Source organism: Leptolyngbya sp. O-77, assembly GCF_001548395.1.
Lineage (GTDB): Bacteria > Cyanobacteriota > Cyanobacteriia > Elainellales > Elainellaceae > Thermoleptolyngbya.
This window is the reverse complement of the sequence record NZ_AP017367.1, coordinates 536,297-559,692: the sequence shown is the minus strand read 5'-3', so window position 1 is coordinate 559,692 and position 23,396 is coordinate 536,297. Positions and strand designations below refer to the sequence as shown.

Here is a 23,396-nt window from a genome sequence, read left to right as displayed (position 1 = left end):
TAGGTTTGATAGGACAGGGCTTGATAGGAAAACAGATTCAGGACTGGCTGAATCGAGATTGCAGGCAGAATAGCAAAAAAACAAAGTTTTGCATTGTGTGATGAACAACGAAGCAGCGGGCAAAAAATAAAATCAAGTTGCGGTAAATCTTGGGGCCGACCAAGTTGCAGCGCGATATGCCTCGGCGGCGGGGCTGCGCCATCGCCCTGAATCTGCCTGGAGAAACCAGTTGCGGGTTTGCAGGGCGCGGGGATGAATTAAATGTCCAGCGTCCAGCAGATATTTGAAGGTATAGTCGCAGGTCATCCAAACTGCTTGCGTTAAATTTTGTTGACTAACCATTCGTAAATGGTTGAGTTCGGCGGTGTCGCCGCGCCCCGGCTCTAGCGTGTCTGCCAAAAACACGACGCAGCTCAGGGCACTCATGCCCGGACTGCCAAGCGTATGGTTGGCGATCGCCGCTAGCACCTCTGCATCCGTGACACCAAATTCTCGCTGCGCCACGATCGCTCCTACATCGGCATGGAGCAGATGCGGATTGGCTTCGTCTACCGGATCGAGCGGCAGCCCCGCCTCGTCCGCGATGCTCAGCAGCGTTTGGGGCTTGAAGTATTTCGCCAGATCATGCAGCAGCGCCGCCAGGGCCGCCCGCTGAGGCTCAAGGTTATGAACCTGGGCCAGGGCGATCGCCATCTGCTCGACCCCCAGCACATGCTGCACCCGCGAGGCTGGAACCTGAACCTCTAGCCAGTTCAGAATGCGGCTCCGCAGCGCGTCATCGTCTAAATCAACCATGCTGGATTCATGTTGCTTGAGGATGCATTAGGAATGCGTAGATCTGCTCACCGTCTCCTGCCAAGTGAGTCAATTGTAGCGCAGGTTACGGGATGGCTTGCTTACCGCTGGGATTGGGGACGACGGGCTGGCTCGGTGGCACTCGTTGGGCTGCTGGCTTTTGAATCGCTGGGCGTGGAACCGTTTGGCAGCGTCCCAGTAGGTCGAGTGGCAGCGGGCGCGGGGGACGGGGCGGACGTTTCTGGCGTTGCCGAACCGACCAGCGAGTAGAATAGCTGTTCATAGGCGGCGATCGCCTGCTCAAAGCGATAGTGCTGGAGGGCATACTGTCGCCCTTGGTGGGCCCACGCGGCCCGCTGCGGCGCATCGTCATAGACCGAGCGCAGCGCTTCCGCCAGTTGCTCCGGCTGCTCCGGCTGCACGACCGTTCCCGCTTCGCTGTGCAGCACCAGTTTTGCCAACTCGCCCTCCATCGGAGCCGAGGCCACCACCGGGCAGCCGCTCGCCAGCAGCAGTTGAAACTTTGACGGCATGTTAAAACTCACCACATTTTTGCGCTGCACCACCAGCCCCACGTCTGCCGCCGACATCAGGTCGGGCAATCGCTCCCTCGGCTGAAAGTCAAAAAACTGCACGTTGTCTGCCTGGCACTGCCGCGCATAGTCCTGCAACTGCTGACAGGCCTCGCGCTCGCCCACGATGGCAAACACCAGATCGGGCAGGTCGTGTAGCCGTGCTGCTGCCTCGATCACGGTTTCCATGCCCTGCGTTAGCGCGATATTGCCTGCATACAGCACGATAAATTTGTCCTGCAAGCTGTGCTGCTGGCGAAATTGGTTTTCTGCGGGTGGAATCGGGCGAATAAAGTTTACATCTACCCAGTTGGGAATGCAGATTAGCTTTTGAGGCGATACGCCTTTGTGTTGCAGGTTTTGGGCAAAGCCGTCGGCAATTACGGCGATCGCCGTTGCGGTGCGATAGGCAAACCGTTCCAGCGCCTCGAACGCACGAATGGCCAGCCGATTTTTCACAATGCCCAGCCGCACCGCCGCTTCCGGCAGGATATCCTGCACGTTTAGCACCACCGGACAGCGGTAAATCTTCCCCAGCAGTGCCGCAGGCACACTGACGGGCAGCGGCGGCGTGGTCAGCAGAATCACGTCGGGTCGAAAGCCCCATAGCGCCTGCACGACGCTCGTAATCACAAAGCTGCCGTCTAGCAGCACCCGCCCCAGCAGCCCTGGCCGCGGCCGAATCCAGACATAGCAGCGCTGCACGCACACGCCGTTTTCCACTCGCGTTTGATACAGCCGCCCACGATAGCCCGGATAGATGCGCCGCTGCGGATAGTTGGGCATCCCCGTCACCACGCGCACCTGGTGTCCCCGTTGGGCCAATCCTTCGGCTAGCTCCGTCATCAGCGGCGCAATCCCAATTGGCTCTGGAAAATAGTTGTAGGAATAGATCAGGATCTTCATGCAGCCAGAGGAATCGCCAGCGGAATGAGCATCTTAGCGCAGAAGCCAGGGCTGGCACAGAAGCCGAGAGAACGGAGAACCCACTGTCGAGGTTGAATCAAGGCTGCCCACCCATCGATATTCGGCGTGCTTTCTGATTCAGCGTGCTTTCTGCCTGGTGCGCGTTTGGATGAAATGTCGAAACTTCGCGCTATCTGCCAATTTGCACTCCAGCTTATCGCTTGACCTCAAAACTCTGCAGATGCTCTGGCGGCTCGTATTGCACTGAAACGTCTTTCACAACCGCAGTGGGCGGCCCCTGATGACACCAGCGGATGATTTCTTGAACGCGATCGCCCGGCCCTTCAAACACGGCCTCGACGCGCCCATCTCGTAGGTTTCGCACCCAGCCGTTGATCTTTAAGAGTGTCGCTGTGTCGCAGGTCGAAAAGCGATAGCCTACCCCCTGCACCTTGCCCGAAATCCAGACATGAGCCCGCACCCAGTCGCCCGCAGTCTGTGGTGGTTGTGCTTGCGTCATTTGGTCGATGGCTCCCTACTCAAAAACCATTGAACTCAGCGCTGATTCTATAAGGACCACTTCAACCCGCCACTCCCCAATCCCTAACCCCAACCTCTAAACCCTTAACCCCTGAGTTCGGGAACCCGTACCCCCGACAAAGTTGCTGACGGCCCCCTGCGCCAGGTAAATTAGCACTCAGGAGTTGAGAGTGCTAAATCTTGACTCGATAGCAATGGCTCAATCAGCACACTGACACGTTGCAGGTGGCTCTGCTGGGTTTATAGAGCTTGTTTCCCGGAGGGCGATCGCTCTACTGAATGCCCGGTTCAGCTTCTCAATATGAACGGGAACTTGGAGTGCGTCAAGGGTGCAAGTTCTCCCAGTGCGCGATCTAGTCAACAAAGTTCAGTGATTGAGCAAGATTCTTCAACCCAACTGCAACTTTATCGTCTGGAGAGACTATACGTATGGCTGCTGTGTCCTTGAGTGTTTCAACCGTTAAGCCATTAGGCGATCGCGTGTTTGTGAAGGTCAGCGCTTCCGAAGAAAAGACCGCAGGCGGCATTTTCCTGCCCGACACCGCTAAGGAAAAACCTCAAGTGGGCGAAGTGGCGCAGGTGGGCCCCGGTCGGCGCAATGACGACGGCACCCGTCAAGAACTGGAAGTGAAGGTGGGTGACAAAGTGCTGTACTCCAAGTACGCCGGCACCGACATCAAGCTGGGCGGCGAAGAGTACGTGCTGCTGTCCGAGAAAGACATTCTGGCGATCGTTGGCTAAATTTTGGATTTTGGGTTTTGGATCTTCAAGCTGCGGCACCCTTTGCTGCACTAAGTCCAAGATGCCAAACCGAAACTCGTAGACTTTCAATCGAAATCCTCAATCGCAAATCCAAAATCGGAAACTATGGCTAAGCGCATCATTTACAACGAAAACGCACGTCGCGCTCTGGAAAAGGGCATCGATATCCTGGCAGAAGCCGTTGCAGTCACCCTGGGTCCCAAAGGCCGCAACGTGGTGCTAGAGAAGAAGTTTGGCGCACCCCAGATCGTGAATGACGGTGTGACCATTGCTAAGGAAATCGAGCTAGAAGATCACATCGAAAACACGGGTGTCGCTCTCATCCGTCAGGCTGCGTCTAAAACCAACGATGCCGCTGGCGACGGGACGACGACGGCGACCGTGCTGGCTCATGCAATGGTGAAAGAAGGTCTGCGGAACGTTGCCGCAGGGGCTAACGCCATTTCCCTGAAGCGTGGCATCGATAAAGCGTCTAACTTCCTGGTGGAGAAGATCGCGGAACACGCTCGTCCGGTGGAAGATTCCAAGGCGATCGCCCAGGTTGGCTCTATCTCTGCGGGCAATGATGAAGAAGTCGGCGCGATGATTGCCGAAGCGATGGACAAAGTGGGTCGCGAAGGCGTGATCTCGCTGGAAGAAGGCAAGTCCATGACGACCGAACTGGAAGTCACCGAAGGGATGCGCTTCGACAAGGGCTATATCTCGCCCTACTTTGCCACCGACACCGAGCGCATGGAGGCCATCCTAGATGAGCCGTTTATTCTGCTGACCGACAAGAAGATTACCCTGGTGCAAGACCTAGTGCCCGTGCTGGAGCAAGTGGCCCGCGCTGGTCGTCCGCTGCTGATCATTGCTGAGGACATTGAGAAAGAAGCCTTGGCGACTCTGGTGGTGAACCGTCTGCGGGGTGTGCTGAACGTGGCTGCGGTCAAGGCTCCTGGCTTTGGCGATCGCCGCAAGGCCATGCTGGAAGACATTGCCGTGCTGACGGGCGGTCAGGTGATTACCGAAGATGCGGGTCTGAAGCTCGACAACGTGAAGTTGGAAAGCTTGGGTAAGGCTCGCCGTGTCACGATTACTAAGGACACCACCACAATTGTTGCAGAAGGGAACGAGGCTCAGGTCAAGGCTCGCTGCGAGCAAATTCGCCGTCAGATTGAAGAAACCGATTCTTCCTACGACAAAGAGAAGCTGCAAGAGCGTCTGGCCAAGCTCTCTGGCGGTGTGGCTGTGGTCAAGGTCGGTGCTGCGACCGAAACCGAAATGAAGGATCGCAAGCTGCGCCTGGAAGATGCCATCAACGCGACCAAGGCTGCGGTAGAGGAAGGCATCGTTCCTGGTGGTGGCACCACGCTGGCTCACCTGGCTCCGCAGCTTGAAGAGTGGGCTAAGAGCAACCTGACGGCGGAAGAACTGACGGGTGCGCTGATTGTCGCCCGTGCCTTGTCTGCGCCGCTGAAGCGGATTGCCGAAAACGCAGGTCAGAACGGCGCGGTGATTGCTGAGCGCGTCAAGGAGAAGGACTTCAACGTGGGCTACAACGCCGCCACCGATGAGTTCGTCGATATGTTTGACGCGGGTATTGTTGACCCGGCAAAGGTGACTCGTTCTGCCCTGCAAAATGCGGCATCGATCGCGGGCATGGTGCTGACGACCGAGTGCATCGTTGTTGACAAGCCCGAACCCAAAGAAGCGGCTGGCGCTGGCGCTGGCGGCGGCATGGGCGGCGACTTCGACTACTAAGTTCGACCGTTCGACGACTCAGTTCGACGACTCGGTTGGAACTCCCAGTCGCTACACTGCTGGTGTGGCTCCTGGGAGTCGGACTCAGAGTCGAAGGTCAAGAACATTCAACGAAAAGAGCGATCGTTCCAAGCGGGCGATCGCTCTTTTTTAGTTCTCTTTTAGTTCTCCTGTCACGCCCTATTCCTGCACACACGGCAAACGCGAGGGCGACAGGCGCTCCACCCAGGCTTCAAGATACGCTCGGTTGGCTTGCCGCTGAGCTGGATCGGTCGTATCGAGCGGGTGCGGCAGCGTCCCTAAAATTGCTGCCGTCGTCACGCAAAACATAGATTTTTGGAAGCTCAGGCAGATTTTCACCCGCAGGTCATCTTCGCCCCGCAACCCCTGCCGATAAATATTGTGCAGGTAATCAGGCAGAAAATGGCGCATATCCTGCATCAGCAGCGTGGGCGGAATGCCCCCACCGCCAATCGGCAGCGGATCGGCAAACAGCGCCCCATAGTTAAAATCTGCCTGCTCATGCGAAATTTGGTGCGCCTGGGCGTTGTAAGACACTGTGCCAAAGAAGGGAAACGACCGAAGAAACACCGCTTCCACATAGGGCAGTGCCGTATCGGGCAAGAAGGTCAGCCCCGCTGAAGCGGGCAAGATGTCGTAGGTTTTTCCGCCGATAGACACGGCATAAGTAATGGGCAAAGCTGCTGCATCGACCAGACCTTGCTTGACGTGGGCGACCACATCGGCGATCGCCCTGATTTCTCCCCGGTCGTATCGATCTGAAAGTGTCAGGAACATCGGACTCATAACTCGCCAAAACTGCCCTAGCCCGCTGTAATAGCAAAGCAGCCGCACCTGTTCTACCAAGAAGTCGGGAAACAGATGATTAAGGCCACCCATTAGCGGATTGGACTTGACCTTGGCGCGAATCGCCGTTTTTGCCAGGTTCACAAACTCCGGCGTGTCAAGAAATGCATCCAGACCGCCGCCGCCGTGCCAGAACATGCCTTTCATGCAATATTCGGCAAATTCGTAGTTAATCCGGTCGTGCCACCAGTGGCGCAGCAGCTTGGCTAGCGTGATTTCGCCGTTGAAATATTTGAAAAACGGAAACAGCACCAAAAACTGATGCTCTGAAATGTAAATCAGGTTGCGCCAGTAGGCATCCAGCACCACGCCATAGCTCTTGAGAATGCCTACCACTTCCACAACGTTTTCCGGGGTGTCGGGCAGTAGCGCACCGCCAGACTCAATCCGGTCCACGATGTAGGAAAGGGGATGGGCGGTGGGAGAGGGTGCGGTTAGCATAGCAGGAGCTTCAGGATCTTATAGAGCAAGGGGCTTGGGTGTGGGGTGGTGGGATGGTTGCGTAAGCTGCGTGATCCCTGAATCTTTAAGGACGTTCAAGCAAATGACTCAAAAATTACTCAACGCTTCGGCGGAGGGGGCGGGGGGCCAGCGCAGCGGCGATCGCCCGGTCGTCTAGCGTGCCCAGCGATAGGGAGGTGAGTTCGCTCCAGCGGGTCATCCAGTTGGGCTGAAGCCCCAGGAAGATGACCAAAACAACGACCACAATCGAAGGAATGCGGTCTTTCCAGTAGATGGCCGGCAGGTTCGCTAGGGCGTCGGGCAACCGTCCAAAGAAGACGCGGTTAATCAAATTCAAGAAGTACACGGCTGTTAGCCCAACGCCGAGCATACACAGCAGAGTCTGGATGGGGAAGACCAGCAGGCTGCTGCGGTAGATGATGTACTCAGCAATAAAGCCCACCATGCCGGGAATGCCCGCGCTGGCCATCACCCCCCGCAATCATCAGGGAACCCCACCAGCGGTAGTCCTCGCTCCGGAGTCAGCAGGCCCGCAGCACCGTCACATCCCGTGTGCCGGTCTTGGCATAGACCACGCCTACCAGGAAAAACAGCAGCGCGGAAATTAGCCCGTGGCTGACCATTTGGGCGATCGCCCCGGCGATGCTCAGCGGTGTGGCGGCAGCGGCAGCCAGCAGGATATACCCCCATGTGCCCGACGGGAACTGTAGGCGACGATTTTCTTCATGTCGGTCTGGGCGATCGCCACAAAGGAGCCATACAGCACATTCACCACCGCCAACCAAGCCAGCCACGGTGCCACAAGCTGCCAGGTTTCAGGAAATAGCCCCAGCCCAAACCGCACAATTCCGTAAGTTCCCAACTTCAGCAGCACCCCCGCTAGCAGCACCGAGGCTGGCGTTGGCGCTTCGACGTGAGTATCTGGCAGCCAGGTATGCAGCGGCACAATTGGAATCTTGATGCCAAAGCCAATCAGCAGCGTAATCAGCAGCACCAACTGCGTGGCAATCGGTAGCGCCGGGTTTTGCAGCACCGCATAGTCAAAGCTGCCCGTCCCGCTCAGCAGCGCCAGCCCAAAGAAAGCAGCCAAAATCAGAATTCCCGACAGCGCCGTGTAAATCAAAAACTTGGTGGCCGCGTAGCCCCGTCGTGCGCCGCCCCAAATTGCCACCATCAAATAAAGCGGAATCAGTTCCACCTCATAGAACAGAAAGAACAGCAGCAGGTTCTCTGACAAAAACGCCCCCGCCACGCCCGCTTCTAGCAGCAGCATCAGGCAATACCAGAGTCGAGGACGATTCAAATTGACATCAGTGCTGTAGATTGCCAACCACACCAGCAGGCTGTTTAGCACAATTAGCGGCAGCGACAGTCCATCCACCCCCAGTTTGTAGCTCAGCCCAAGCTGCTCAATCCACGTTAGCGCTTCCTGAAGCTGAAACGCAGCCGCGCTGGTGTCAAACCGGCTGACCAGCACCCCAGTCCACACCAGAACCAGCGTTGCAAACCCCAGCGCCACCTGGCGGGCCCTCGCCGCTGCTTGCGCTTGGGGCAAGAGGCTGATGATCAGCGCACCAAGAACCGGAAACCAGATTAGAACACTCAGCATGGCAAATCAGAATGGTTGGGGATGCTTGTGTAAGAGCGTGGGTGAGAGCGTGGGAGTAAGTCTGGGTGCAGCGTTCTGGGGGAAGAACTTTAGCCAGCAGTTTTTTAGGTGTTTTAGCAACAGGCGTTCCGAATCAAGCGATAGGGTTCTAAAACATCCAGCCCAGCCAGGCAATTCCCAAAATGACCCCGACAAACACGGTTAGCAGATAGTGTCTAGCACGTCCCGAAACAGTATATTTCAGGCTCTCGCCGCCGATCAGCGACGCAACACCGAGGAGATTCACCATGCCGTCTACCACGTATCGGTCAAACCAGGCCGTAAGCCTCGAACCTTGGGACACAGCAAACACCACCGTCAGCTTGTAAAGCTGCTCAATCCGAAAATCGTGGGCCAGGAAATCCTGGAGCGATTTCCAGCCCAGTCCGCCCGGCTGCGGCAGGGGGCGAGATCCGATGTAAAAGAAAACACCCAGCCCGCAACCCGTGATGCTGGAGGCAAATAGCGCCCCGGCGATCGCCAGATTCAGGTCTCTCCAGTCGGGCAGCAGCCCCCAGTTGTGGAGCATAACGGGCACCAGCAGCGTGGCGATCGCCACCGATACCATCGGCACTGCAATCGGCCAGGGTGCTTCAGGAGCGCGTCGCGTTTTGGGCTTCACCTCACCACAAAAAACTAGACCAAACACTCGCGTTAGCCCAAAAGCCGTTAGGCCGTTGACGATCAGCAGCACCGCCAGCAAACCCGGCGAAGACCGCCACACCGGCAGCGCCCACTGATACATCGCCCAAAAGCATCCCAGCGGCACCAGCCCCACAGACCCCAGCGCCCCAATCACAAAAGCGCTAGCCGTGGCGGGCATCCGCGACCCCAGCGCCCCCATTTCTCGCAAATCTTGAGTGCTGGTGGTCAGAATCACCGAGCCAGTACACATAAACAGCAGCGCTTTGGCAATTCCGTGGGTGAACAGCAGGAGCAGCGCCGTATCGTGCTGCTGTAGCCCTACTGCCAAAAACACCAGACCCAGATAGGCGCTCGTCGTGTGGGAGAGGGCACGTTTGATGTCGATTTGGGCGATCGCCACCAGCGAAGCCCCGACCGCCGTCACCGTCCCCAACACCATCAAGGTCGTCAGCGCCACAGGCGACAGCGCCACGATCGGCTGCATCCGAATCAGCACATAGGCTCCGCAGGCCACCACCACCGAGTTCCGCAGGATCGAGGCCGGGTTTGGCCCTTCCATTGCCTCATCCAACCAAAGGTTCAAAGGAAACTGGGCACACTTGCCGACCGGGCCCGCAATCAGGGCCAGACCCACCAGATTTGCCACCAGCGGCGACAAATTCGCCGTTTCAGCCCAGGCCTCCAGATAGGGAAAGTCTAAATCGCCTGCCAGTAGACCCACCGCAACCACGCCCATTAGCAGCAGCACATCGCCTACGCGCTTGGTCAAGAAAGCATCGCGAGCCGCCGTGACCACTAGCGGTTGGGCATACCAAAATCCCACCAGCAGATAGGTCGAAAGCGTCAGCATCTCCAGCAGGGCATAGCTGAGGAACAGCGAGTTGCTCAGCACCAGTCCGCTCATGGCTCCTTCAAAAAAGCCCATCAGCGCGTAGAACCGGGCCAGCGCCCAGTCTTTCTCTAGGTATCCCAAGGCAAACACCTGGGCAATCAGGCTCAAGACCGTAATAATCAGTGCTGCGCCAACGCTGATTCGGGATAGCTCTAGCGATAGGGTAATGTCCAAGTCTAGCACCGACAGCCAGGGTAGCGGCTCATACTGGGGTGGCATATCCCAGACTACCCACAGCAGCAGCCCACAGTGAACCAGGGCCAGCAGTGTCATCAAAATATTGAAATAGGCCGCTGGCCGGGGCCCCGTTCGCCGCACCACCCCTACAGACCAAGGCAACGTCAACAGCGCTCCAATCAATCCATAGCCTGGAACCCACCAACTGGTTTCAATTAAAAACTGAACCATCGATTCATCCCTTACGCGCTTTAACGGGTGCTAAATAAAACAGGTGCTAAAACAGGTGCTAAAACAGGTGCCAAGATTGTCGGGCTGCCTTTCATCACGCTTTATCATTCACTGATTCTCTATGGCTGCTCGAACCCACTTCCATCTACTGGAGGCTTGCTCGCCTGGAGGCCTACTCTACTGGAGTTAGTTGCAGTTGGAGCTACTGTATCGCAAACACTTCATGAGCTAGGCTAACCAGCCATGCCCGAACTCATGTCATCCTGACTGAACTATCTGACCTGAATGTCGTCTGAACAAATGTAGTCTGAACATGGTTTGAACTGTTGCTTGAACAGATACGCATTTCTGAGTCTACATTCGTAGGACTAAACTGCTTGGCCTACCCCCCTAAGTCTGATCCGCCCTTGAATCTAAGCCACTGCGTGCAGCCTGTGGCACGACTTGAGCGATTCTCGCATTGCTGCCAATAGCAGATCAAGCGGACTGAGGATTTTACTGGCTGCTGATGTATCCCGATATGGGATCGACTTGATGCCAAACTTAGGTTGCTAAAAAGGCGATCGCACGTTCTAGACAAAGAGTGCGATCGCCGCTACACAAGGTTTTTTGTAATAAGGACTGTAGCATTACTGCCGCAAACGCTTAGAGAGTGTTTGTAAACAGTTGTTAAGCTTCCTTCGTTTTTCTTGTCCTGCGGTTATTTCCTAATCGTCGCAGCATCAACCGAATCATCGCGGCATAAACCATGCCCTCATGATTCTCAGGCAATCGTTCATAGTCTCGCACTAATCCCCGATTGTTCTCTAGCCAAGCCCAGGTCCGTTCCACAATCCATCGCTTCGCTTGCACCGAAAATCCTTTTCCCTTATGCTCCACCACCTCAAACTCGACCCCATACACTGCTTCTATATCCTCCTCCAAATCCCCCTGGTAACCCTGGTCAGCAAGAATTTTAGCCATCCGTTGGTGCGTCTCTAAAACCTCAAATAAAACCCAAGGGGCCGCTTTGACTTCGGCTTGATTGGCCGCTCCCACATGGCATTTGAGTATCAGTCCTAAAACGTCGACAAGGGCCGTCCGCTTCCGCCCTTTTATCTTTTTGAAGCCATCAACCCCGATTTGCTCCCCCCTTTTTCCCCCAGTCTCACCGACTGGCTATCTAGAATCCCTAAACTGGGTTCGGCTTCGCGTCCCTCCGATTCTCGGACGCTTCTCACCAAGGTGCTGTTAATCCTTTCCCATACTCCCAAACGCACCCAAAGACGAAAATACCCATACACGGTCTGCCACGCTGGAAAGTCTGCTGGGAGATTGCGCCATTTCACTCCATTGTCTACCCGGTAAAAAATGGCATCAAGGACTTTCCGTAAATCAACCTCCCGCAGTCGCCCAACCGGTTTATCCTCAGGCAGTAAAGGTTCGATTATTTGCCATTCCTCATCCGTCAAATCACTGCTGTAAGTTTTGAACTGTTCCATACTCCTACCTCTTACAACTCTGATTTCCTGATACATCTTTTGGCTAGGATGCTTCAATTCCTTTGCAATATTTGTTTACAAACACACTCTTATAAAAAGCAAACAATTTGTTGACCCTCTGGCTTCACAGGATTGACAACGTTGAAATGTAAATTATTGTGTCGATCCTCAATCAAAAAACACGAAATATTAAATCCTCTCAAGGTTTACGAACTGTTTTCCAAGAATAAGACACTGGCTGTTGCTTTCCTCATAAAATACAAGGGCCATTACGGAATAAGGAGTGAAAGGTTCAAGGGGCTGGCAGCTTCCGAACCAGCATTTTTGGTACACATGCCTGTCCTTGGTATTGTTTGCAAGTATTTGTCAGATAGTTTGTCAGTCATTTGTAGGTTTTGTAGGTATTGCCACAATGCACGGAATGTGCGGTTCTATGTGTGCAGTTCTATGTGCAGCTTTGCTCACACGACGCATTACACTATAAGCCCCTGCGCTCTGGTCTTGAACTGGTTCTGTTAAAGATTCAGATTGCCAACGGATATAACGCTGAGTTATATAGACCATAAAAACAATTACTTTGGTTTATATTGCCAAAGCGGTCAACCCCCTTGTATTCTGACAATGGGAATTCCGTCGTGCTTTTCCAATCTATTTCTTGTGATGCAAATGCCGAGTTTGTTTGCTCATCTAGAGATTTTTTGGACACCTTGTGGTATTCGCTGAAGCTACATTTCAGTCCTTTGTCTAAGGATTTGAAGCCACACAGGTTGTTGACTGTGGCTAGCTCTATTCGGAGGTTCCTATCGGAAGCTCTAGAGTGTTTGCTCTATGCCCACGTTGCACGGTTGTTCCGGTTTGAAGCACGCTGAAGGGGATGGCTGCTGGGTTGGTTAGCCACAGCTTGTATAGCTGAGACAAAGCGTTATCGCTTGCGTCATTTCCCACACCTAGGGTCGCTTAAGTCTATATCTGCAAGACTGAATGGAAGGTTGAAGCAGAGTTCTTATATCTAAGTCGCTGCTGGCTGTTACTTAGTTGCACATAACTTGTCATAATTAACAGTTGCAGACAGACTGACGGTGTTGGGCTGGTGAATAAGGTTTTGGACTGGTTTGCTGGCCCAAGCTGCGAGTAGCGATGAATGGCGATCGCAGGTTTTAGTTTTGTTCGAGTACCGTTTTTTGGAAGGGAGAAAACGATGGCAATTGCAGTTGGAATGGTAGAAACTCTGGGCTTTCCTGCCGTGGTCGAAGCGGCGGACGCGATGGTGAAAGCAGCACGGGTGACGCTGGTTGGCTATGAGAAAATCGGCAGTGGGCGGGTGACCGTGATTGTCCGGGGCGACGTGTCCGAAGTGCAAGCTTCCGTGGCGGCTGGGATTGAAAACGTGAAGCGAGTCAACGGCGGACAAGTGCTCTCCACTCACATTATTGCTCGTCCTCATGAAAACCTGGAGTACGTGCTGCCGATTCGCTATACCGAAGCCGTTGAAGCCTTCCGGGAAAGCGTCAGCGGGATTCGCCCCGTCAACCGTCCGTAAGTAGCCACTAGATGCAGATTGCCAAGGTTTGCGGTACGGTCGTTAGCACTCAAAAAGAGCCTAGCTTGCAGGGGGTCAAGTTTCTGCTGTTGCAGTTTGTCGATGTGGAGGGAAACCTCTTGGCAGACTATGAAGTGGCGGCAGACAGCGTAGGGGCTGGGCTAGATGAATGGGTCTTGGTTAGTCGAGGCAGTGCTGCGCGTCAGACCCCTGGCGGAGAGTCTCGTCCCCTAGATGCCCTAGTGATTGGCATCATTGATACCGTAAGCGTGGAAAATCTCATGCTTTATCGCAAGCGGGATCAAGATCGATGATTGTCTAGCGAGGGCTGTCCAAACAGTGGTTCCGATCCTAGAGTTCTGAGTTCTAGCGTTCCGATTCTAGAGTGGTGAGGGCGATCGCCCGTTGAGTGCTGTGGGAAACCGGGAGCCTGACCATTGTGTTTCAGGCTCTCGGTTTACGGCTGATCGGGGTCGATCGGGCTGTGAGGGTGGTGAAAGGTTTGGGTTGACCTTGCTCGATCTGTGTCGGCCGGTTTTGCGGGTTGATTCGGCCTGTTAATTTTGCCGGTCACGGTTCGAGTTTTGTTGCTGGGTCAGGAGAGCTGTGGTCATGGTTGCTCAAAGCTCCGTTGCTGCTACACCCTGGGCAAAAGGGGTAACGCAGCCCAAGATTCATGAGACTGCATACGTTCACTCCTTTTCGACCGTGATGGGAGATGTGCAGATTGGTGCAAACGTGCTAATCTCACCGGGCGCTTCCATCCGAGCAGAGGAGGGCGCACCCTTTTATGTCGGTTCAGGCAGCAGCGTTCAGGAGGGGGCGATCGTTCACGGGTTGCCGCAAGGGCGCGTGCTGGGGGATGATCAGCAGCCCTACTCAGTCTGGATTGGTCAAGACGTTTCTATTACCCACATGGCGCTGATTCACGGGCCGGCCTATGTGGGCGATCGCTGCTTTATTGGCTTCCGGTCTACGGTGTTCAACGCCCGCATCGGCGAGGGCTGCATTGTCATGATGCACGCGCTCATCCAGGATGTGGAAAATTCCCGCCAGGTCGGTATGTTCCCTCTGGGTCGGTCATCACTACCCAGCAGCAAGCCGACCGCTTGCCAGAGGTTCAGTCGGTTGATATCGAGTTTGCTTCCCAAGTCGTTGGTTTCAACGACGCAATGCGGTCTGGTGATGGGGGCGCTGGTTCTCCGACCCGCTCCGAATCAGCCCGCCTTCAGCAGCCGAGCGATCGCGCTGCCGAGTCGTCCTATCGTTCCAGCCAAAATCCTGAGATGCTGAATACTCAATTAACTCCAGAAGTTGTCGAACAGGTGCGCCATTTGCTAGCCCAGGGCTATCGAATTGGCACCGAACATGCGGATACTCGCCGATTCCAAACCAGTTCCTGGCATAGCTGTGCGCCCATCCAGTCTTCCCGCGAGGCAGATGTGCTGGCGGCGTTACAAGCCTGCCTGACTGAACATAGCGGCGAATACGTGCGGCTGTTTGGCATCGATACCCACTCCAAGCGGCGTGTTGGGGAACTGATCGTGCAGCGGCCAGGCGATCGCACCAACGGAAACGGCGCATCAACCAGTGCTGCCAGCTATTCTAGCCAGAGCTACGCTAGCCACAGCTACAGCAAGCCTGCTGCCTCCTATGGAGGGAGCGGTGTCAGTTCGTCTGGTCTATCGCCCGAAGTGGTAGAACACGTTCGCGGGCTGCTGTCTCGCGGGCTGCAAATCGGCACAGAACACGCCGACAAACGCCGCTTTCAAACGAGTTCCTGGCATACCTGCGCTCCCATCCTAGCAACCCGCGACTCTGAAGCGATTTCGGCACTGCAAGCCTGTCTGGCAGAGCATTCGGGTGAGTATGTCCGGCTATTTGGCATTGATCCCAAGCTAAAGCAGCGGGTTGGAGAACTGATCGTGCAGCGTCCTGGCAATGGGCAAAACGGCAGCGCTCCTGCCCCCAGCTACAGCAGCAGTGGCTCATCATATCAGCAGCCCGCCGCCAGCAGCTTCAACGCAGGCCATAGCTCTGCTGCTTCGAGCCAGCGCCTCAGCCCCGAAGTCGTCGATCAGGTTCGCCACCTGCTGTCTCAGGGCTACAAAGTTGCCGTAGAACATGCCGACAAACGTCGTTTCCAGACTAGCTCTTGGGAAAGCTGCTCGCCGATCGAGTCTGGTCGTGAATCGGATGTGCTGGCAGCTTTGGAGCGCTGCTTGGGAGATAACCAGGGGCAGTATGTCCGGGTTTATGGAGTCGATACTCAGTCCAAGCGACGGGTTGCGGAGACGATTATTCAGCGTCCATAGGCGCTGCATGGAGGTGCAGTCATTGGTTGCAGTCATCGGTTGCAACGGCTGGTTACAAGTTGCAATCAGCAGTTTCAGCAGTTGCAGCGTTGACTTAGCAACCTCGCGGCTCACTGATCGGTTGGAGTCGGGTTTAACGACAGGTTGGTTTACATCCCCTTAGAGCAATGCAGAGGTCACCGCTATCGTCAGTTGAGACCACCCCAGGGTTGACGAATGGCGATGTGGTGATTGAGCCAGGGGCGGCGATCGCCCCTGGGGTTTTGCTCCAGGCTAACCCTGGCAGTCGGATTACGATTCGGGCAGGGGTTAGCGTTGCGGCGGGGGCTATCTTGCACGCCCACGGCGGCCCGCTGACGATCGAGGCAGGCGTGACGATCGGTTCGCGGGTACTAATCATTGGTGCAGGGCATATCGGCGCGACGGCTTGCATCGGGGCCGAAGCGACAATTCTAAATCCAGCGATCGCCCCTGGTGAAATTGTGCCGCCCAAGGCGCTACTGGGAGACACGAGCCGCCGAGTTGACCTGGATACCCCACTTGCCTCTGCCATACCAGACTCTAGCGGTGCGATTCCATCCCCGCCGTTGCCTGCTCAACCTTCCACGTCTGGCGCTGGGCTTGGGCCCAATGCGTTGAGTGACCGACGCTCTGTGGGCGGACTCTCGACCACTGCGCCGATTAGTCTGTCCACACCCCCAGTCTACGGACGGGAGGCACTTCAGCAGCTTCTAGCAACCATGTTTCCCTATCGGCAGGCGGAGACAGATGGCGCTTCGCCGCCTGATACTGGCTGAATCATTTAGTTCAATCTTGTGCAGATTATTTCAATTGTGCAGAGATCATACAGAACTTGCGCCAGTATCTAACGCAGTTGGGCAGTGCAAGCCAAAAGACCGCTAAGCCGAGGGCGTAGTGTTAAGCTGAGAGGGCGATCGCCAATCTGAGCATCAAACCCTATGGACGCATCCGGCAAACTTCAGGTTGGAACGACCCCGCCCCGGCGAGACTTTGGAGACAGCGCCCTGGGGCTAGTTTGCACGCGCAGCTTTCCCGCCATTGTGGGCACAGCCGACATGATGCTGAAGTCCTCCGGCGTAACGCTAATTGGCTATGAAAAAACAGGCAGCGGCTATTGCACTGCCGTCGTGCGGGGCGGCATTTCCGATGTCCGCATTGCCGTAGATGTGGGCGAAGAAACGGCGCGACGGTTTGACCAGTTCATTTCTAAAACCATTATTGCCCGCCCCTCGCCAAACCTCGAAGCCGTGCTACCCATCGGCAGTCGGCTAGCCAAGTTTTTGTCTGACCGGGGCTATAGCCGTCTCAGCAAGCAGGCCGTAGGGCTTCTGGAAACACGCGGCTATCCGGCGATGGTGGGTGCAGCCGATGCCATGCTCAAGGCAGCCGAGGTGCAGCTTGCGGCGTGCGAAACGATTGGCGACGGGCTGTGTACTGCGATCATTCGCGGGCGCGTGGCGGATGTGGCAATGGCCGTAGAAGCCGGGATGCACGAAGCCGAGCGGATTGGCGAACTGCACGCCGTGATGGTGATTCCGCGTCCGCTGGATGACCTAGAAGAAACCCTCCCGCTTGCCAGCTACTGGATCGAGAAGCCGCAGCCGATTGCCCTGCCGCTGGATCTAAAAGCGCCGCAGAAGGAGTTGGCTGCACCAGAACAGCCTGAAGTCGAAGTGCAAAAGACCGTACAACAGATAACCGTACAAAAGACAATCGAGTCGGCGGAGCCGCTGGAACCCGAAGCGCGATCGCCCCAGGCTGCGAACCCTACGGCGGAGCCGATTCCCCTGCCAGAGCTAGACCCACTGGCTGTTCAGCGTCCTAAGCCCTTAGAAAACCTCGAAGAATAATCAGAATCATCTGATGTTCCCCAGTTCTACACCCGCTCTCACCTTTCAACATGCCTCCAGTTCTGGATTTACTCACCCTGGCCCAGTGGCTTGCGGGCGAGTTTGACAATCGCGCCCAGTCGCTCGATCAGCCGACCTGGTTTGTTCATCTGCGGCTGTGGCACCGTCCCCTGCCCATTCGGATACATGGATGCCTTGCGCTGTTTGCGGAACAGTCCAACGCGCTGTATTTGCAAAACCCCTACCGACAGCGGGTGCTGGTATTGCAGGAGAATGACGACGGGAACACCGATGCGGGCGGTGGGGACGACGGCAAGCCTACTGTGCAATATACCGTGCAATACTGGGCCTTTCGCCAGCCGGATCGGTTTCGGGGCGCGGGCGCACGACCGGAGTTGCTCTCCAATCTAACGCTAGACGACTTGCAACTCCTACCGGGCTGTCGGCTGCGGTTGCGGACTCACAAGGACGGAGTAGCCGCAGAACCCAAGGAGGGCGATCGCTGCTGTTTTCAATACAACGGCGAGACGCGCCAGGTTGTGCTGGGGTTTGAAGCCAGCCCGGGCCGCTTTCGCAGCTACGACAAAGGCGTTGACCCAGACACCGGCCAGGCGCTTTGGGGAGCGCTGATGGGCCCCTACGAATTCATCAAACAGGTGGACTATCCCATCTGAAACACCGCCCGCAGCGTCAAGACCGCTTACAAAAGATGCCCTCAGAACCCTGACAAAGACCTGACAAAGACCTGACAAAGAAACATCGCCAAACTTCCCAATGCAATTGCTGGGGGCTTTCGACTTTTGCAGCCAAGCGATGACTTCACCCAATCAGAGGATTGTGGAGCGTTTGAAAACAAGGGTTTCTAATTGGTTCTGTACAGACCTATAGAAGAAATGAATATTGCCGCCTGCATCCGGGATTTTGGGATGCAAGAGTGAAGGGATGAGCTAGGATGTGTTTCGACAGATAAGTTGCTGGCTGAGTTTGAGTTGAATCTGTTACCCAAGTGCGGCTGATGATTGAGCATCGGCTGATTGAATTGAACCGCTGGGTGCGGCTGTGGCTCTGTGCTATTAAACCCTGCGACACTAGACTCCACGCTGCTGAGGGAGCGCTCTGCGAGGTCAGGACAACTTTTACCCTAGAGGAAATTTAACAAGTTAATTATGGTGAACCGTGTTGTTAGCCCGGATTTGCATCCGATGGTGAAATTTCAACGGCAGGTGAAATCGCTCGTGGACTCAGATGTGCTAGAGCCGAGCGATCGCCTCTGGAAGATTGCGCTGCTCTATGGTGACGAGTGGGCCTACTGGAAGCGCGAACTGGAGGACTTCGACTTTTCCATGCAAGATCCCGTAGCCGACTTGCTTGCTGTAGAGTCCTGGGACGAAGATTGAATTGCAGCTATCTTGCGATCGCCTATCCGCGCTTCATCAGGTCTAGATTTGGACGCACGCGGGCGTGGATGGCGATCGCCGTAATGTTGTCGTGGCCGTTGTGCTGATTTGCCAGGTCGATGAGCATATTCACCCCGTTGTCTAGGCTCACCTGCCCATCCAGCATCGGGTCGAGGTGGCTCTCGACATGGGTTTCCAGCAAGTCATTGTCTGTCAACCCGTCGGAACACAGCAGCAGCAGCAAATCTTCAGTTAGCTCGACAAACTGCACATCGGGATTGACGAAGTGCTCGTCTCGCGGGCCGAGGGCCTGGGTTAGCTGGTAGGCATCGGGGCGACCATAGGCGATCGCAGGCTCTACGCCCCGCTGAATTTCTCGCTGCCCCACCTCATGATCCACCGTCAGTTGCTCCAGACCGCGACGGCGACTGTAGCGATAGAGGCGGCTGTCTCCCACATGGGCGATCGCTGCTTCGGTGTCCTGGATGAGCGCCAGTACCAAAGTTGTGCCCATGCGACCGCTGCCCGAACTGGCGTTTTCCTGGTTCAGCGTATAAATTGCCTTGTTTGCCAGCAAAATGCCCTCTCGAATGGTTGCCTCATTGGGCAGTCCATCTTTCCAGTGATCCTGAAAATACTGCTGAAGCGTACTGGCCGCCAGGGCACTGGCCACCTCGCCGCTGGCGTGGCCACCCATGCCATCGCAGAGAATGTATAGCCCTTTCGCCTTGAGCGATCGCCCGTTCTGGCTTTCCAGCTTTTTCACCTCTACCTGGATAGCGTAATAATCTTCGTTGTGTTCTCGCTGGCGGCCAATGTCGCTCCGTCCTGCATCTTCCAGCCCAATCAGCTTCATTGGCAGCACCACCGTTGGCAGATCGTCCCCTTCGGTCTCGCTGTCTTCGTCGGGACTGCCCAACTCTAGGCGGGTGGGGCTGGACGACACGCTGATATCCGCCATCCGCGATACGGTGGGGAACATAATCTCCGTTGTTTCCGATTCCGCCGAATCAGACATCGGCAAGGCTTCTGGGTTAGTAGCCGGGGCCGGCGCAGGGTTGGCAGCAGCAGATTCTGCGGTGATGGGTTCCGCTTCCATTGCGGCAGGTTCTGCGGCGGGTTCCGACGCAACGAGTTCTGCGGTGATGGGTTCGTCTGTAACTGGTTCGCCCGTCATCAGTTCGGACGGAACTAGCTCACTGGTAATGGGTTCGTCTGTGGCTGACTTCGGAGGGGCTGTGTTGAGGAGGCTGGCGGTAACCCCACCGAGCGATACCGCTGTTGGATCGAGGAGGCGATTGGGATGATTCGCAGATGCAGCGTCGGCCGGCGCGGTGTCCTTTGCGGAAAGCGCAGGGGGAAGCACGATCGTATCTTCTGCCTGTATATCGTCTGCTTGCAAATCAGGGGCCGTTTCGTCAGCCGCTTCAGGCTTATCGAGGGCGATCGCCCCTGGAGCAGATGCTCCATCACCTCCCTGCAACAGAGCGGCAATCATAGTGAGGCAGTGCTGCAACACATCGATCGTCGCAATCGTGCCCAGTTCCAAATCCTGGCAGACCTGCACCAGGGGATTCAGATTTTCGTGGCTGGGCTGCTGCTGCAAAAGCAGCTTCCAAACGCGGCCCAAATCGCGAAGTTGGGGTTCTGCATCGGGCTTATCCCGATAGAGCCGCTGAAGATAGAGCAACTGGTCTTCATCAACTTTGAGGTTATTGAGTTCCAGCAAGCTCTGGGCATAGCCCACGGGTTGCAGAGCAGCCCACAGTTCCGTCATCTGGTGGAGCAGATGAAGAAGCTGGAACGGTGGCAGCACCTCCGACGCGCCTAGGTCTGCTAATGAAGGCAGCCCGCTCCGATCTTCCAGCAGCACAACGATTTGTCCGTCTTTTTCCCAGGCATCATGAATATGGGGTAGGGACGGATAAAGCTGCTGCTGCAAGTCTAGATAGGCCCGGGCGATCGCCGGAATAACGTTTTTGCTCCCCTGGGCGATCGCTTCATCACTCCGTGCTAGCCCCGCATCAGGTGCATCGGGGTTCTGGCTATAGAGCATCTCCAGCGGCGACAGGCGAAACGGCTGGCAGTCCAGCACCCGCACCTCAGCCCCCACCAAAGAGAGCGAAGTTGCAGACAGCGCCTCCAGCAGCCGATAGCGATGTTGCAGATCCAGGTAGGGCAGGGCGGGCAACACGAGCGGCCAGCCCACGGCTGCATCAACGGCGGCAATAATGGCTCGCCAGGACGTTCCCGCTGTTGCGCCGCAGGTCGGGCAAAGCTCCACATCAAAGGGCACCGACGACCCGCAGGCAGGGCAGGCGATTTCCTGGAGGGAAGCCCCACACTGCTGACAAAACTTGTTACTGTCGGGATTCTCGAATTCGCACTGAGGACAAACAAGCATGGGGGAACTTCCTTCACTCCCGTAGGCGGCAAGTCGGACTGGTAACTCTACTGAATAACTCTGCTGCCGTTGAAGCTGGCTTCGGCGACCTGACTCGGCGTTCGTGACCTGACGAATCGACCGCTTGATCAGCCGCTTGACTAAAAGGTTACACGATCCATTCTCGACCCGCACCCCCAACTCTACGGGCGTGGGCGCGATCTTGGAGACAATCTTGCCAATTCAGCCAATTCATCAGGCGTGAGATCGCGCCACTGGCCCGGCTGCAACCCCTCCAACCGCAGATGGGCGATCGCCACTCGCACCAACCGCAGCGTCGGAAACCCCACTGCCGCCGTCATTCGACGCACCTGGCGATTGCGCCCCTCCGTCAGCGTTAGCTCTAGCCACGCCGTCGGCACGGTTTTGCGGAAGCGAATCGGCGGATTGCGCGGCGGCAACGCTGGCTCCTGGGGCAAGATCCGAGCTTTAGCTGGGCGCGTCCGGTAGTTTTGAATCACCACCCCCTGACGCAGCTTTTGCAGGGCCGCTTCATCGGGCGATCGCTCGACTTGTACCCAATAGGTGCGAGGATGCTGAAACTTGGGGTTTGTTAAAACATGCTGCAAGCGCCCGTCGCTGGTGAGCAACAGCAGTCCTTCGCTGTCTCGATCTAGCCGACCCACCGGATACACCCCTGGAACCGGGATGTAGTCTTTGAGCGTGCGATAGGCTGGTGCGGGGTCGGGCAGTTCGCTAGGCTGCCCAAACTGGGTCAGCACATCGTAGGGCTTGTAAAACAATAGATGGCGATGAGGCACACGATCGATCTAAGGGGGTGTAATCAGGCGGAGGCGAGACAAGCCGATCCTAGCGAACTTCGGCTCCTGGAATGTAGCTCGATCGACTAGCCAGGCGGAGCAGCTAGACAAATCAGCTAGGCAGAACAGCTAAACAAAGCAGCCCGCTACCCAGCCCAACTGATTTCTATCAAGCTGGTTGAAGGCTCCTAGCTCAAAGGATGGCCAGAGGCGAGACTGATTCACCACTTGATGCCAGAGAATACCGTCGGCATAGCTTACCAATCCTGTCAACAGCACCCATTCCCCATGAGGCACTACGCCTCGAATGCCGTGGTTTGCCAGCCCCGGATAGGCCCGAAAGTTTGCTGCTGCCGGGTAGATTGTGCCGCACTCGACAATTTGAAAGAAGCCACGGCCATATCTATCGGTCGCGTCTGGCCCCGGCACAGGGGTTGAGGGGGCATTTACAGAAGGCGGCGGATTGTTGGGCCATTCGGTGGGGAAATCTTCTACGGGCGGGGTCGTATTTGGAGAGGCGATCGCCGGGTTGAGGTTGATATCCGGCAGCATCACTTTCAGCGCCAGACTTACGGCAATCGAAATCGTGGTGATGGTCACCACGGCCTTTCCAGCGTCATTGGAGGGGGGCGGCGGCTCTTTGTCTTTGACCAGCCGGACTTCCATATGGTTTTCGTAATTCAGCATTGGGCAGGTCATGGCGTTGTGGGGGGGGTTGGTTAGCTGGTAGCAGGCTCAGTGCGATGTAGAGCGTTGTTCTACATCGTGTCAGGCGTTGGAAACGGCCTATTCCGGAGAGAGATCAGGTCTAGATATCAATTTTTGATACCGACTTTTTTTGATAGTATAATTCAATATCAAAAGAATTGCGAGAAAAATTTTGAGCAAAGTTTTTTAAAATCTCACTAGAAATCTTCATGAAAACAAGACGGTAAAGGGGGCGATCGCCCGCCCTGCTTAAGATCCAGCAAAAGACGGGTGAGCCTTGACATTGATAGCTTATCTTGATAGCGTAAAACAGGCTCTGGTAACCGCTCGCTCAGAAAACTTCTGAACGGTTTAGCATAAGGGTTCAGCCGTCTATTTTTTGCTTCTATGTCGGAGCAGCAGCTTGGCTGGCTGAATATCTGAGCAGATCTTGTCGGGTCGATGGTTTCCGCTATCCTGGGTTTGAAATGGGGCTAATTTCTCTAGGCTCCCATTGGATATCCAGGGTAGGATATGGAAAATTCTGAAATCCATCCGCCAGAGGTTTCGCTCCGGCCAATAGGACTGGGTTTGCGGTTCCAGAGTGCATCTTCATGACGGCCAGTGACGACCATCAGCAGACATATCAGGCAATTTTTGA

General features: G+C 55.8%; 23 protein-coding genes. 10 read left to right on the top strand and 13 right to left on the bottom strand.

Annotated elements, in window-relative coordinates; all coding sequences use genetic code 11:
- Window positions 1-132: 132 nt before the first annotated feature.
- The 3 genes from yqeK to O77CONTIG1_RS02410 all read right to left on the bottom strand — a co-directional run bounded on the left by yqeK (window position 133) and on the right by O77CONTIG1_RS02410 (window position 2,793).
- The gene (gene yqeK, locus O77CONTIG1_RS02420; protein WP_197673299.1) at window positions 133-795 is read right to left on the bottom strand and encodes a bis(5'-nucleosyl)-tetraphosphatase (symmetrical) YqeK; all 663 of its coding nucleotides are present in this window, start codon (window positions 793-795) and stop codon (window positions 133-135) included.
- 101 nt (window positions 796-896) lie between these two features.
- Window positions 897-2,273: a glycosyltransferase family 4 protein gene (locus tag O77CONTIG1_RS02415; RefSeq protein ID WP_084782056.1), complete on the bottom strand. Its 1,377-nt coding sequence runs from the start codon at window positions 2,271-2,273 to the stop codon at window positions 897-899.
- Between the two features lie 214 nt (window positions 2,274-2,487).
- On the bottom strand, window positions 2,488-2,793 hold the full coding sequence (locus O77CONTIG1_RS02410) for an acylphosphatase (RefSeq protein ID WP_068507769.1): 306 nt from the start codon (window positions 2,791-2,793) through the stop codon (window positions 2,488-2,490).
- A gap of 449 nt (window positions 2,794-3,242) precedes the next feature.
- Here O77CONTIG1_RS02410 and groES point away from each other — a divergent pair, with 449 nt between their 5' ends.
- Together groES and groL are read left to right on the top strand one after the other, a co-directional pair.
- Complete coding sequence (gene groES / locus O77CONTIG1_RS02405) at window positions 3,243-3,554, top strand: co-chaperone GroES (RefSeq protein WP_068507767.1); 312 nt, start codon at window positions 3,243-3,245, stop codon at window positions 3,552-3,554.
- 126 nt (window positions 3,555-3,680) lie between these two features.
- Window positions 3,681-5,318 (top strand): chaperonin GroEL, encoded by a 1,638-nt coding sequence (gene groL / locus O77CONTIG1_RS02400; RefSeq protein ID WP_068507766.1) that lies wholly within the window; start codon window positions 3,681-3,683, stop codon window positions 5,316-5,318.
- 180 nt (window positions 5,319-5,498) lie between these two features.
- Here the strand turns inward: groL and O77CONTIG1_RS02395 are convergent, their stop codons facing one another.
- The 7 genes from O77CONTIG1_RS02395 to O77CONTIG1_RS02375 form a co-directional block, all read right to left on the bottom strand.
- Window positions 5,499-6,626, bottom strand: coding sequence for a CO2 hydration protein (locus tag O77CONTIG1_RS02395; RefSeq protein ID WP_068507765.1), 1,128 nt, complete (start codon window positions 6,624-6,626; stop codon window positions 5,499-5,501).
- A 115-nt stretch (window positions 6,627-6,741) separates the two neighbouring features.
- Window positions 6,742-7,119 (bottom strand): hypothetical protein, encoded by a 378-nt coding sequence (locus O77CONTIG1_RS27660; RefSeq protein WP_317134190.1) that lies wholly within the window; start codon window positions 7,117-7,119, stop codon window positions 6,742-6,744.
- Window positions 7,120-7,168: 49 nt separating this feature from the next.
- Window positions 7,169-7,279: a hypothetical protein gene (locus O77CONTIG1_RS27655; protein ID WP_317134256.1), complete on the bottom strand. Its 111-nt coding sequence runs from the start codon at window positions 7,277-7,279 to the stop codon at window positions 7,169-7,171.
- A gap of 14 nt (window positions 7,280-7,293) precedes the next feature.
- Entirely contained in the window at window positions 7,294-8,256 is a 963-nt protein-coding gene (locus tag O77CONTIG1_RS27650) for an NADH-quinone oxidoreductase subunit M (RefSeq protein WP_317134189.1), read from the bottom strand.
- 148 nt (window positions 8,257-8,404) lie between these two features.
- Window positions 8,405-10,240, bottom strand: coding sequence for an NAD(P)H-quinone oxidoreductase subunit F (locus O77CONTIG1_RS02385; protein WP_068507763.1), 1,836 nt, complete (start codon window positions 10,238-10,240; stop codon window positions 8,405-8,407).
- Between the two features lie 669 nt (window positions 10,241-10,909).
- On the bottom strand, window positions 10,910-11,338 hold the full coding sequence (locus O77CONTIG1_RS02380; RefSeq protein ID WP_225894752.1) for a transposase: 429 nt from the start codon (window positions 11,336-11,338) through the stop codon (window positions 10,910-10,912).
- Window positions 11,335-11,721, bottom strand: a complete 387-nt coding sequence (locus O77CONTIG1_RS02375; RefSeq protein ID WP_068515887.1) for an IS5 family transposase — start codon at window positions 11,719-11,721, stop codon at window positions 11,335-11,337. Before O77CONTIG1_RS02375 ends, O77CONTIG1_RS02380 begins: the two co-directional genes overlap by 4 nt.
- Window positions 11,722-12,919: 1,198 nt before the next feature.
- Between O77CONTIG1_RS02375 and O77CONTIG1_RS02370 the strand changes: the two genes are divergently transcribed.
- The 8 genes from O77CONTIG1_RS02370 to O77CONTIG1_RS02340 all read left to right on the top strand — a co-directional run bounded on the left by O77CONTIG1_RS02370 (window position 12,920) and on the right by O77CONTIG1_RS02340 (window position 18,844).
- A complete protein-coding gene (locus tag O77CONTIG1_RS02370; RefSeq protein WP_068507759.1) occupies window positions 12,920-13,261 on the top strand; it encodes a carbon dioxide-concentrating mechanism protein CcmK in 342 nt (113 codons plus the stop codon).
- Between the two features lie 11 nt (window positions 13,262-13,272).
- The gene (locus O77CONTIG1_RS02365; RefSeq protein WP_068507758.1) at window positions 13,273-13,575 is read left to right on the top strand and encodes a EutN/CcmL family microcompartment protein; all 303 of its coding nucleotides are present in this window, start codon (window positions 13,273-13,275) and stop codon (window positions 13,573-13,575) included.
- Between the two features lie 298 nt (window positions 13,576-13,873).
- Window positions 13,874-14,554: a hypothetical protein gene (locus O77CONTIG1_RS26535; RefSeq protein WP_286132499.1), complete on the top strand. Its 681-nt coding sequence runs from the start codon at window positions 13,874-13,876 to the stop codon at window positions 14,552-14,554.
- Window positions 14,548-15,576, top strand: a complete 1,029-nt coding sequence (locus O77CONTIG1_RS26530) for a ribulose bisphosphate carboxylase small subunit (protein ID WP_286132673.1) — start codon at window positions 14,548-14,550, stop codon at window positions 15,574-15,576. The genes O77CONTIG1_RS26535 and O77CONTIG1_RS26530 overlap by 7 nt, the downstream gene beginning before the upstream one ends.
- Before the next feature lie 167 nt (window positions 15,577-15,743).
- On the top strand, window positions 15,744-16,373 hold the full coding sequence (locus O77CONTIG1_RS02355) for a transferase (protein ID WP_156434863.1): 630 nt from the start codon (window positions 15,744-15,746) through the stop codon (window positions 16,371-16,373).
- A 162-nt stretch (window positions 16,374-16,535) separates the two neighbouring features.
- A complete protein-coding gene (locus tag O77CONTIG1_RS02350; RefSeq protein ID WP_084782049.1) occupies window positions 16,536-17,447 on the top strand; it encodes a carbon dioxide-concentrating mechanism protein CcmK in 912 nt (303 codons plus the stop codon).
- A 50-nt stretch (window positions 17,448-17,497) separates the two neighbouring features.
- Window positions 17,498-18,121 (top strand): chromophore lyase CpcT/CpeT, encoded by a 624-nt coding sequence (locus tag O77CONTIG1_RS02345; RefSeq protein ID WP_084782046.1) that lies wholly within the window; start codon window positions 17,498-17,500, stop codon window positions 18,119-18,121.
- 492 nt (window positions 18,122-18,613) lie between these two features.
- The gene (locus O77CONTIG1_RS02340; protein ID WP_156434861.1) at window positions 18,614-18,844 is read left to right on the top strand and encodes a DUF4327 family protein; all 231 of its coding nucleotides are present in this window, start codon (window positions 18,614-18,616) and stop codon (window positions 18,842-18,844) included.
- 22 nt (window positions 18,845-18,866) lie between these two features.
- Here the strand turns inward: O77CONTIG1_RS02340 and O77CONTIG1_RS02335 are convergent, their stop codons facing one another.
- From O77CONTIG1_RS02335 to O77CONTIG1_RS02325, 3 genes are all read right to left on the bottom strand, one after another.
- Window positions 18,867-21,248 carry a serine/threonine phosphatase gene (locus O77CONTIG1_RS02335; protein ID WP_084782043.1) on the bottom strand — a complete coding sequence of 794 codons (2,382 nt, stop codon included), beginning with the start codon at window positions 21,246-21,248 and terminating at the stop codon, window positions 18,867-18,869.
- 182 nt (window positions 21,249-21,430) lie between these two features.
- A complete protein-coding gene (locus O77CONTIG1_RS02330) occupies window positions 21,431-22,048 on the bottom strand; it encodes a pseudouridine synthase (protein ID WP_068507752.1) in 618 nt (205 codons plus the stop codon).
- A 129-nt stretch (window positions 22,049-22,177) separates the two neighbouring features.
- A complete protein-coding gene (locus O77CONTIG1_RS02325) occupies window positions 22,178-22,747 on the bottom strand; it encodes a hypothetical protein (protein WP_156434859.1) in 570 nt (189 codons plus the stop codon).
- Window positions 22,748-23,396 lie beyond the last annotated feature (649 nt).

Excerpts from the sequence above, each read along its gene's own strand:
- yqeK (WP_197673299.1), bottom strand. The coding sequence starts at position 795 with ATGGTTGATTTAGACGATGACGCGCTGCGGAGCCGCATTCTGAACTGG.
- O77CONTIG1_RS02415 (WP_084782056.1), bottom strand. The coding sequence starts at position 2,273 with ATGAAGATCCTGATCTATTCCTACAACTATTTTCCAGAGCCAATTGGG.
- O77CONTIG1_RS02410 (WP_068507769.1), bottom strand. The coding sequence starts at position 2,793 with ATGACGCAAGCACAACCACCACAGACTGCGGGCGACTGGGTGCGGGCT.
- groES (WP_068507767.1), top strand. The coding sequence starts at position 3,243 with ATGGCTGCTGTGTCCTTGAGTGTTTCAACCGTTAAGCCATTAGGCGAT.
- groL (WP_068507766.1), top strand. The coding sequence starts at position 3,681 with ATGGCTAAGCGCATCATTTACAACGAAAACGCACGTCGCGCTCTGGAA.
- O77CONTIG1_RS02395 (WP_068507765.1), bottom strand. The coding sequence starts at position 6,626 with ATGCTAACCGCACCCTCTCCCACCGCCCATCCCCTTTCCTACATCGTG.
- O77CONTIG1_RS27650 (WP_317134189.1), bottom strand. The coding sequence starts at position 8,256 with ATGCTGAGTGTTCTAATCTGGTTTCCGGTTCTTGGTGCGCTGATCATC.
- O77CONTIG1_RS02385 (WP_068507763.1), bottom strand. The coding sequence starts at position 10,240 with ATGGTTCAGTTTTTAATTGAAACCAGTTGGTGGGTTCCAGGCTATGGA.
- O77CONTIG1_RS02375 (WP_068515887.1), bottom strand. The coding sequence starts at position 11,721 with ATGGAACAGTTCAAAACTTACAGCAGTGATTTGACGGATGAGGAATGG.
- O77CONTIG1_RS02370 (WP_068507759.1), top strand. The coding sequence starts at position 12,920 with ATGGCAATTGCAGTTGGAATGGTAGAAACTCTGGGCTTTCCTGCCGTG.
- O77CONTIG1_RS02365 (WP_068507758.1), top strand. The coding sequence starts at position 13,273 with ATGCAGATTGCCAAGGTTTGCGGTACGGTCGTTAGCACTCAAAAAGAG.
- O77CONTIG1_RS26535 (WP_286132499.1), top strand. The coding sequence starts at position 13,874 with ATGGTTGCTCAAAGCTCCGTTGCTGCTACACCCTGGGCAAAAGGGGTA.
- O77CONTIG1_RS26530 (WP_286132673.1), top strand. The coding sequence starts at position 14,548 with ATGCTGAATACTCAATTAACTCCAGAAGTTGTCGAACAGGTGCGCCAT.
- O77CONTIG1_RS02355 (WP_156434863.1), top strand. The coding sequence starts at position 15,744 with ATGCAGAGGTCACCGCTATCGTCAGTTGAGACCACCCCAGGGTTGACG.
- O77CONTIG1_RS02350 (WP_084782049.1), top strand. The coding sequence starts at position 16,536 with ATGGACGCATCCGGCAAACTTCAGGTTGGAACGACCCCGCCCCGGCGA.
- O77CONTIG1_RS02345 (WP_084782046.1), top strand. The coding sequence starts at position 17,498 with ATGCCTCCAGTTCTGGATTTACTCACCCTGGCCCAGTGGCTTGCGGGC.
- O77CONTIG1_RS02340 (WP_156434861.1), top strand. The coding sequence starts at position 18,614 with ATGGTGAACCGTGTTGTTAGCCCGGATTTGCATCCGATGGTGAAATTT.
- O77CONTIG1_RS02335 (WP_084782043.1), bottom strand. The coding sequence starts at position 21,248 with ATGCTTGTTTGTCCTCAGTGCGAATTCGAGAATCCCGACAGTAACAAG.
- O77CONTIG1_RS02325 (WP_156434859.1), bottom strand. The coding sequence starts at position 22,747 with ATGACCTGCCCAATGCTGAATTACGAAAACCATATGGAAGTCCGGCTG.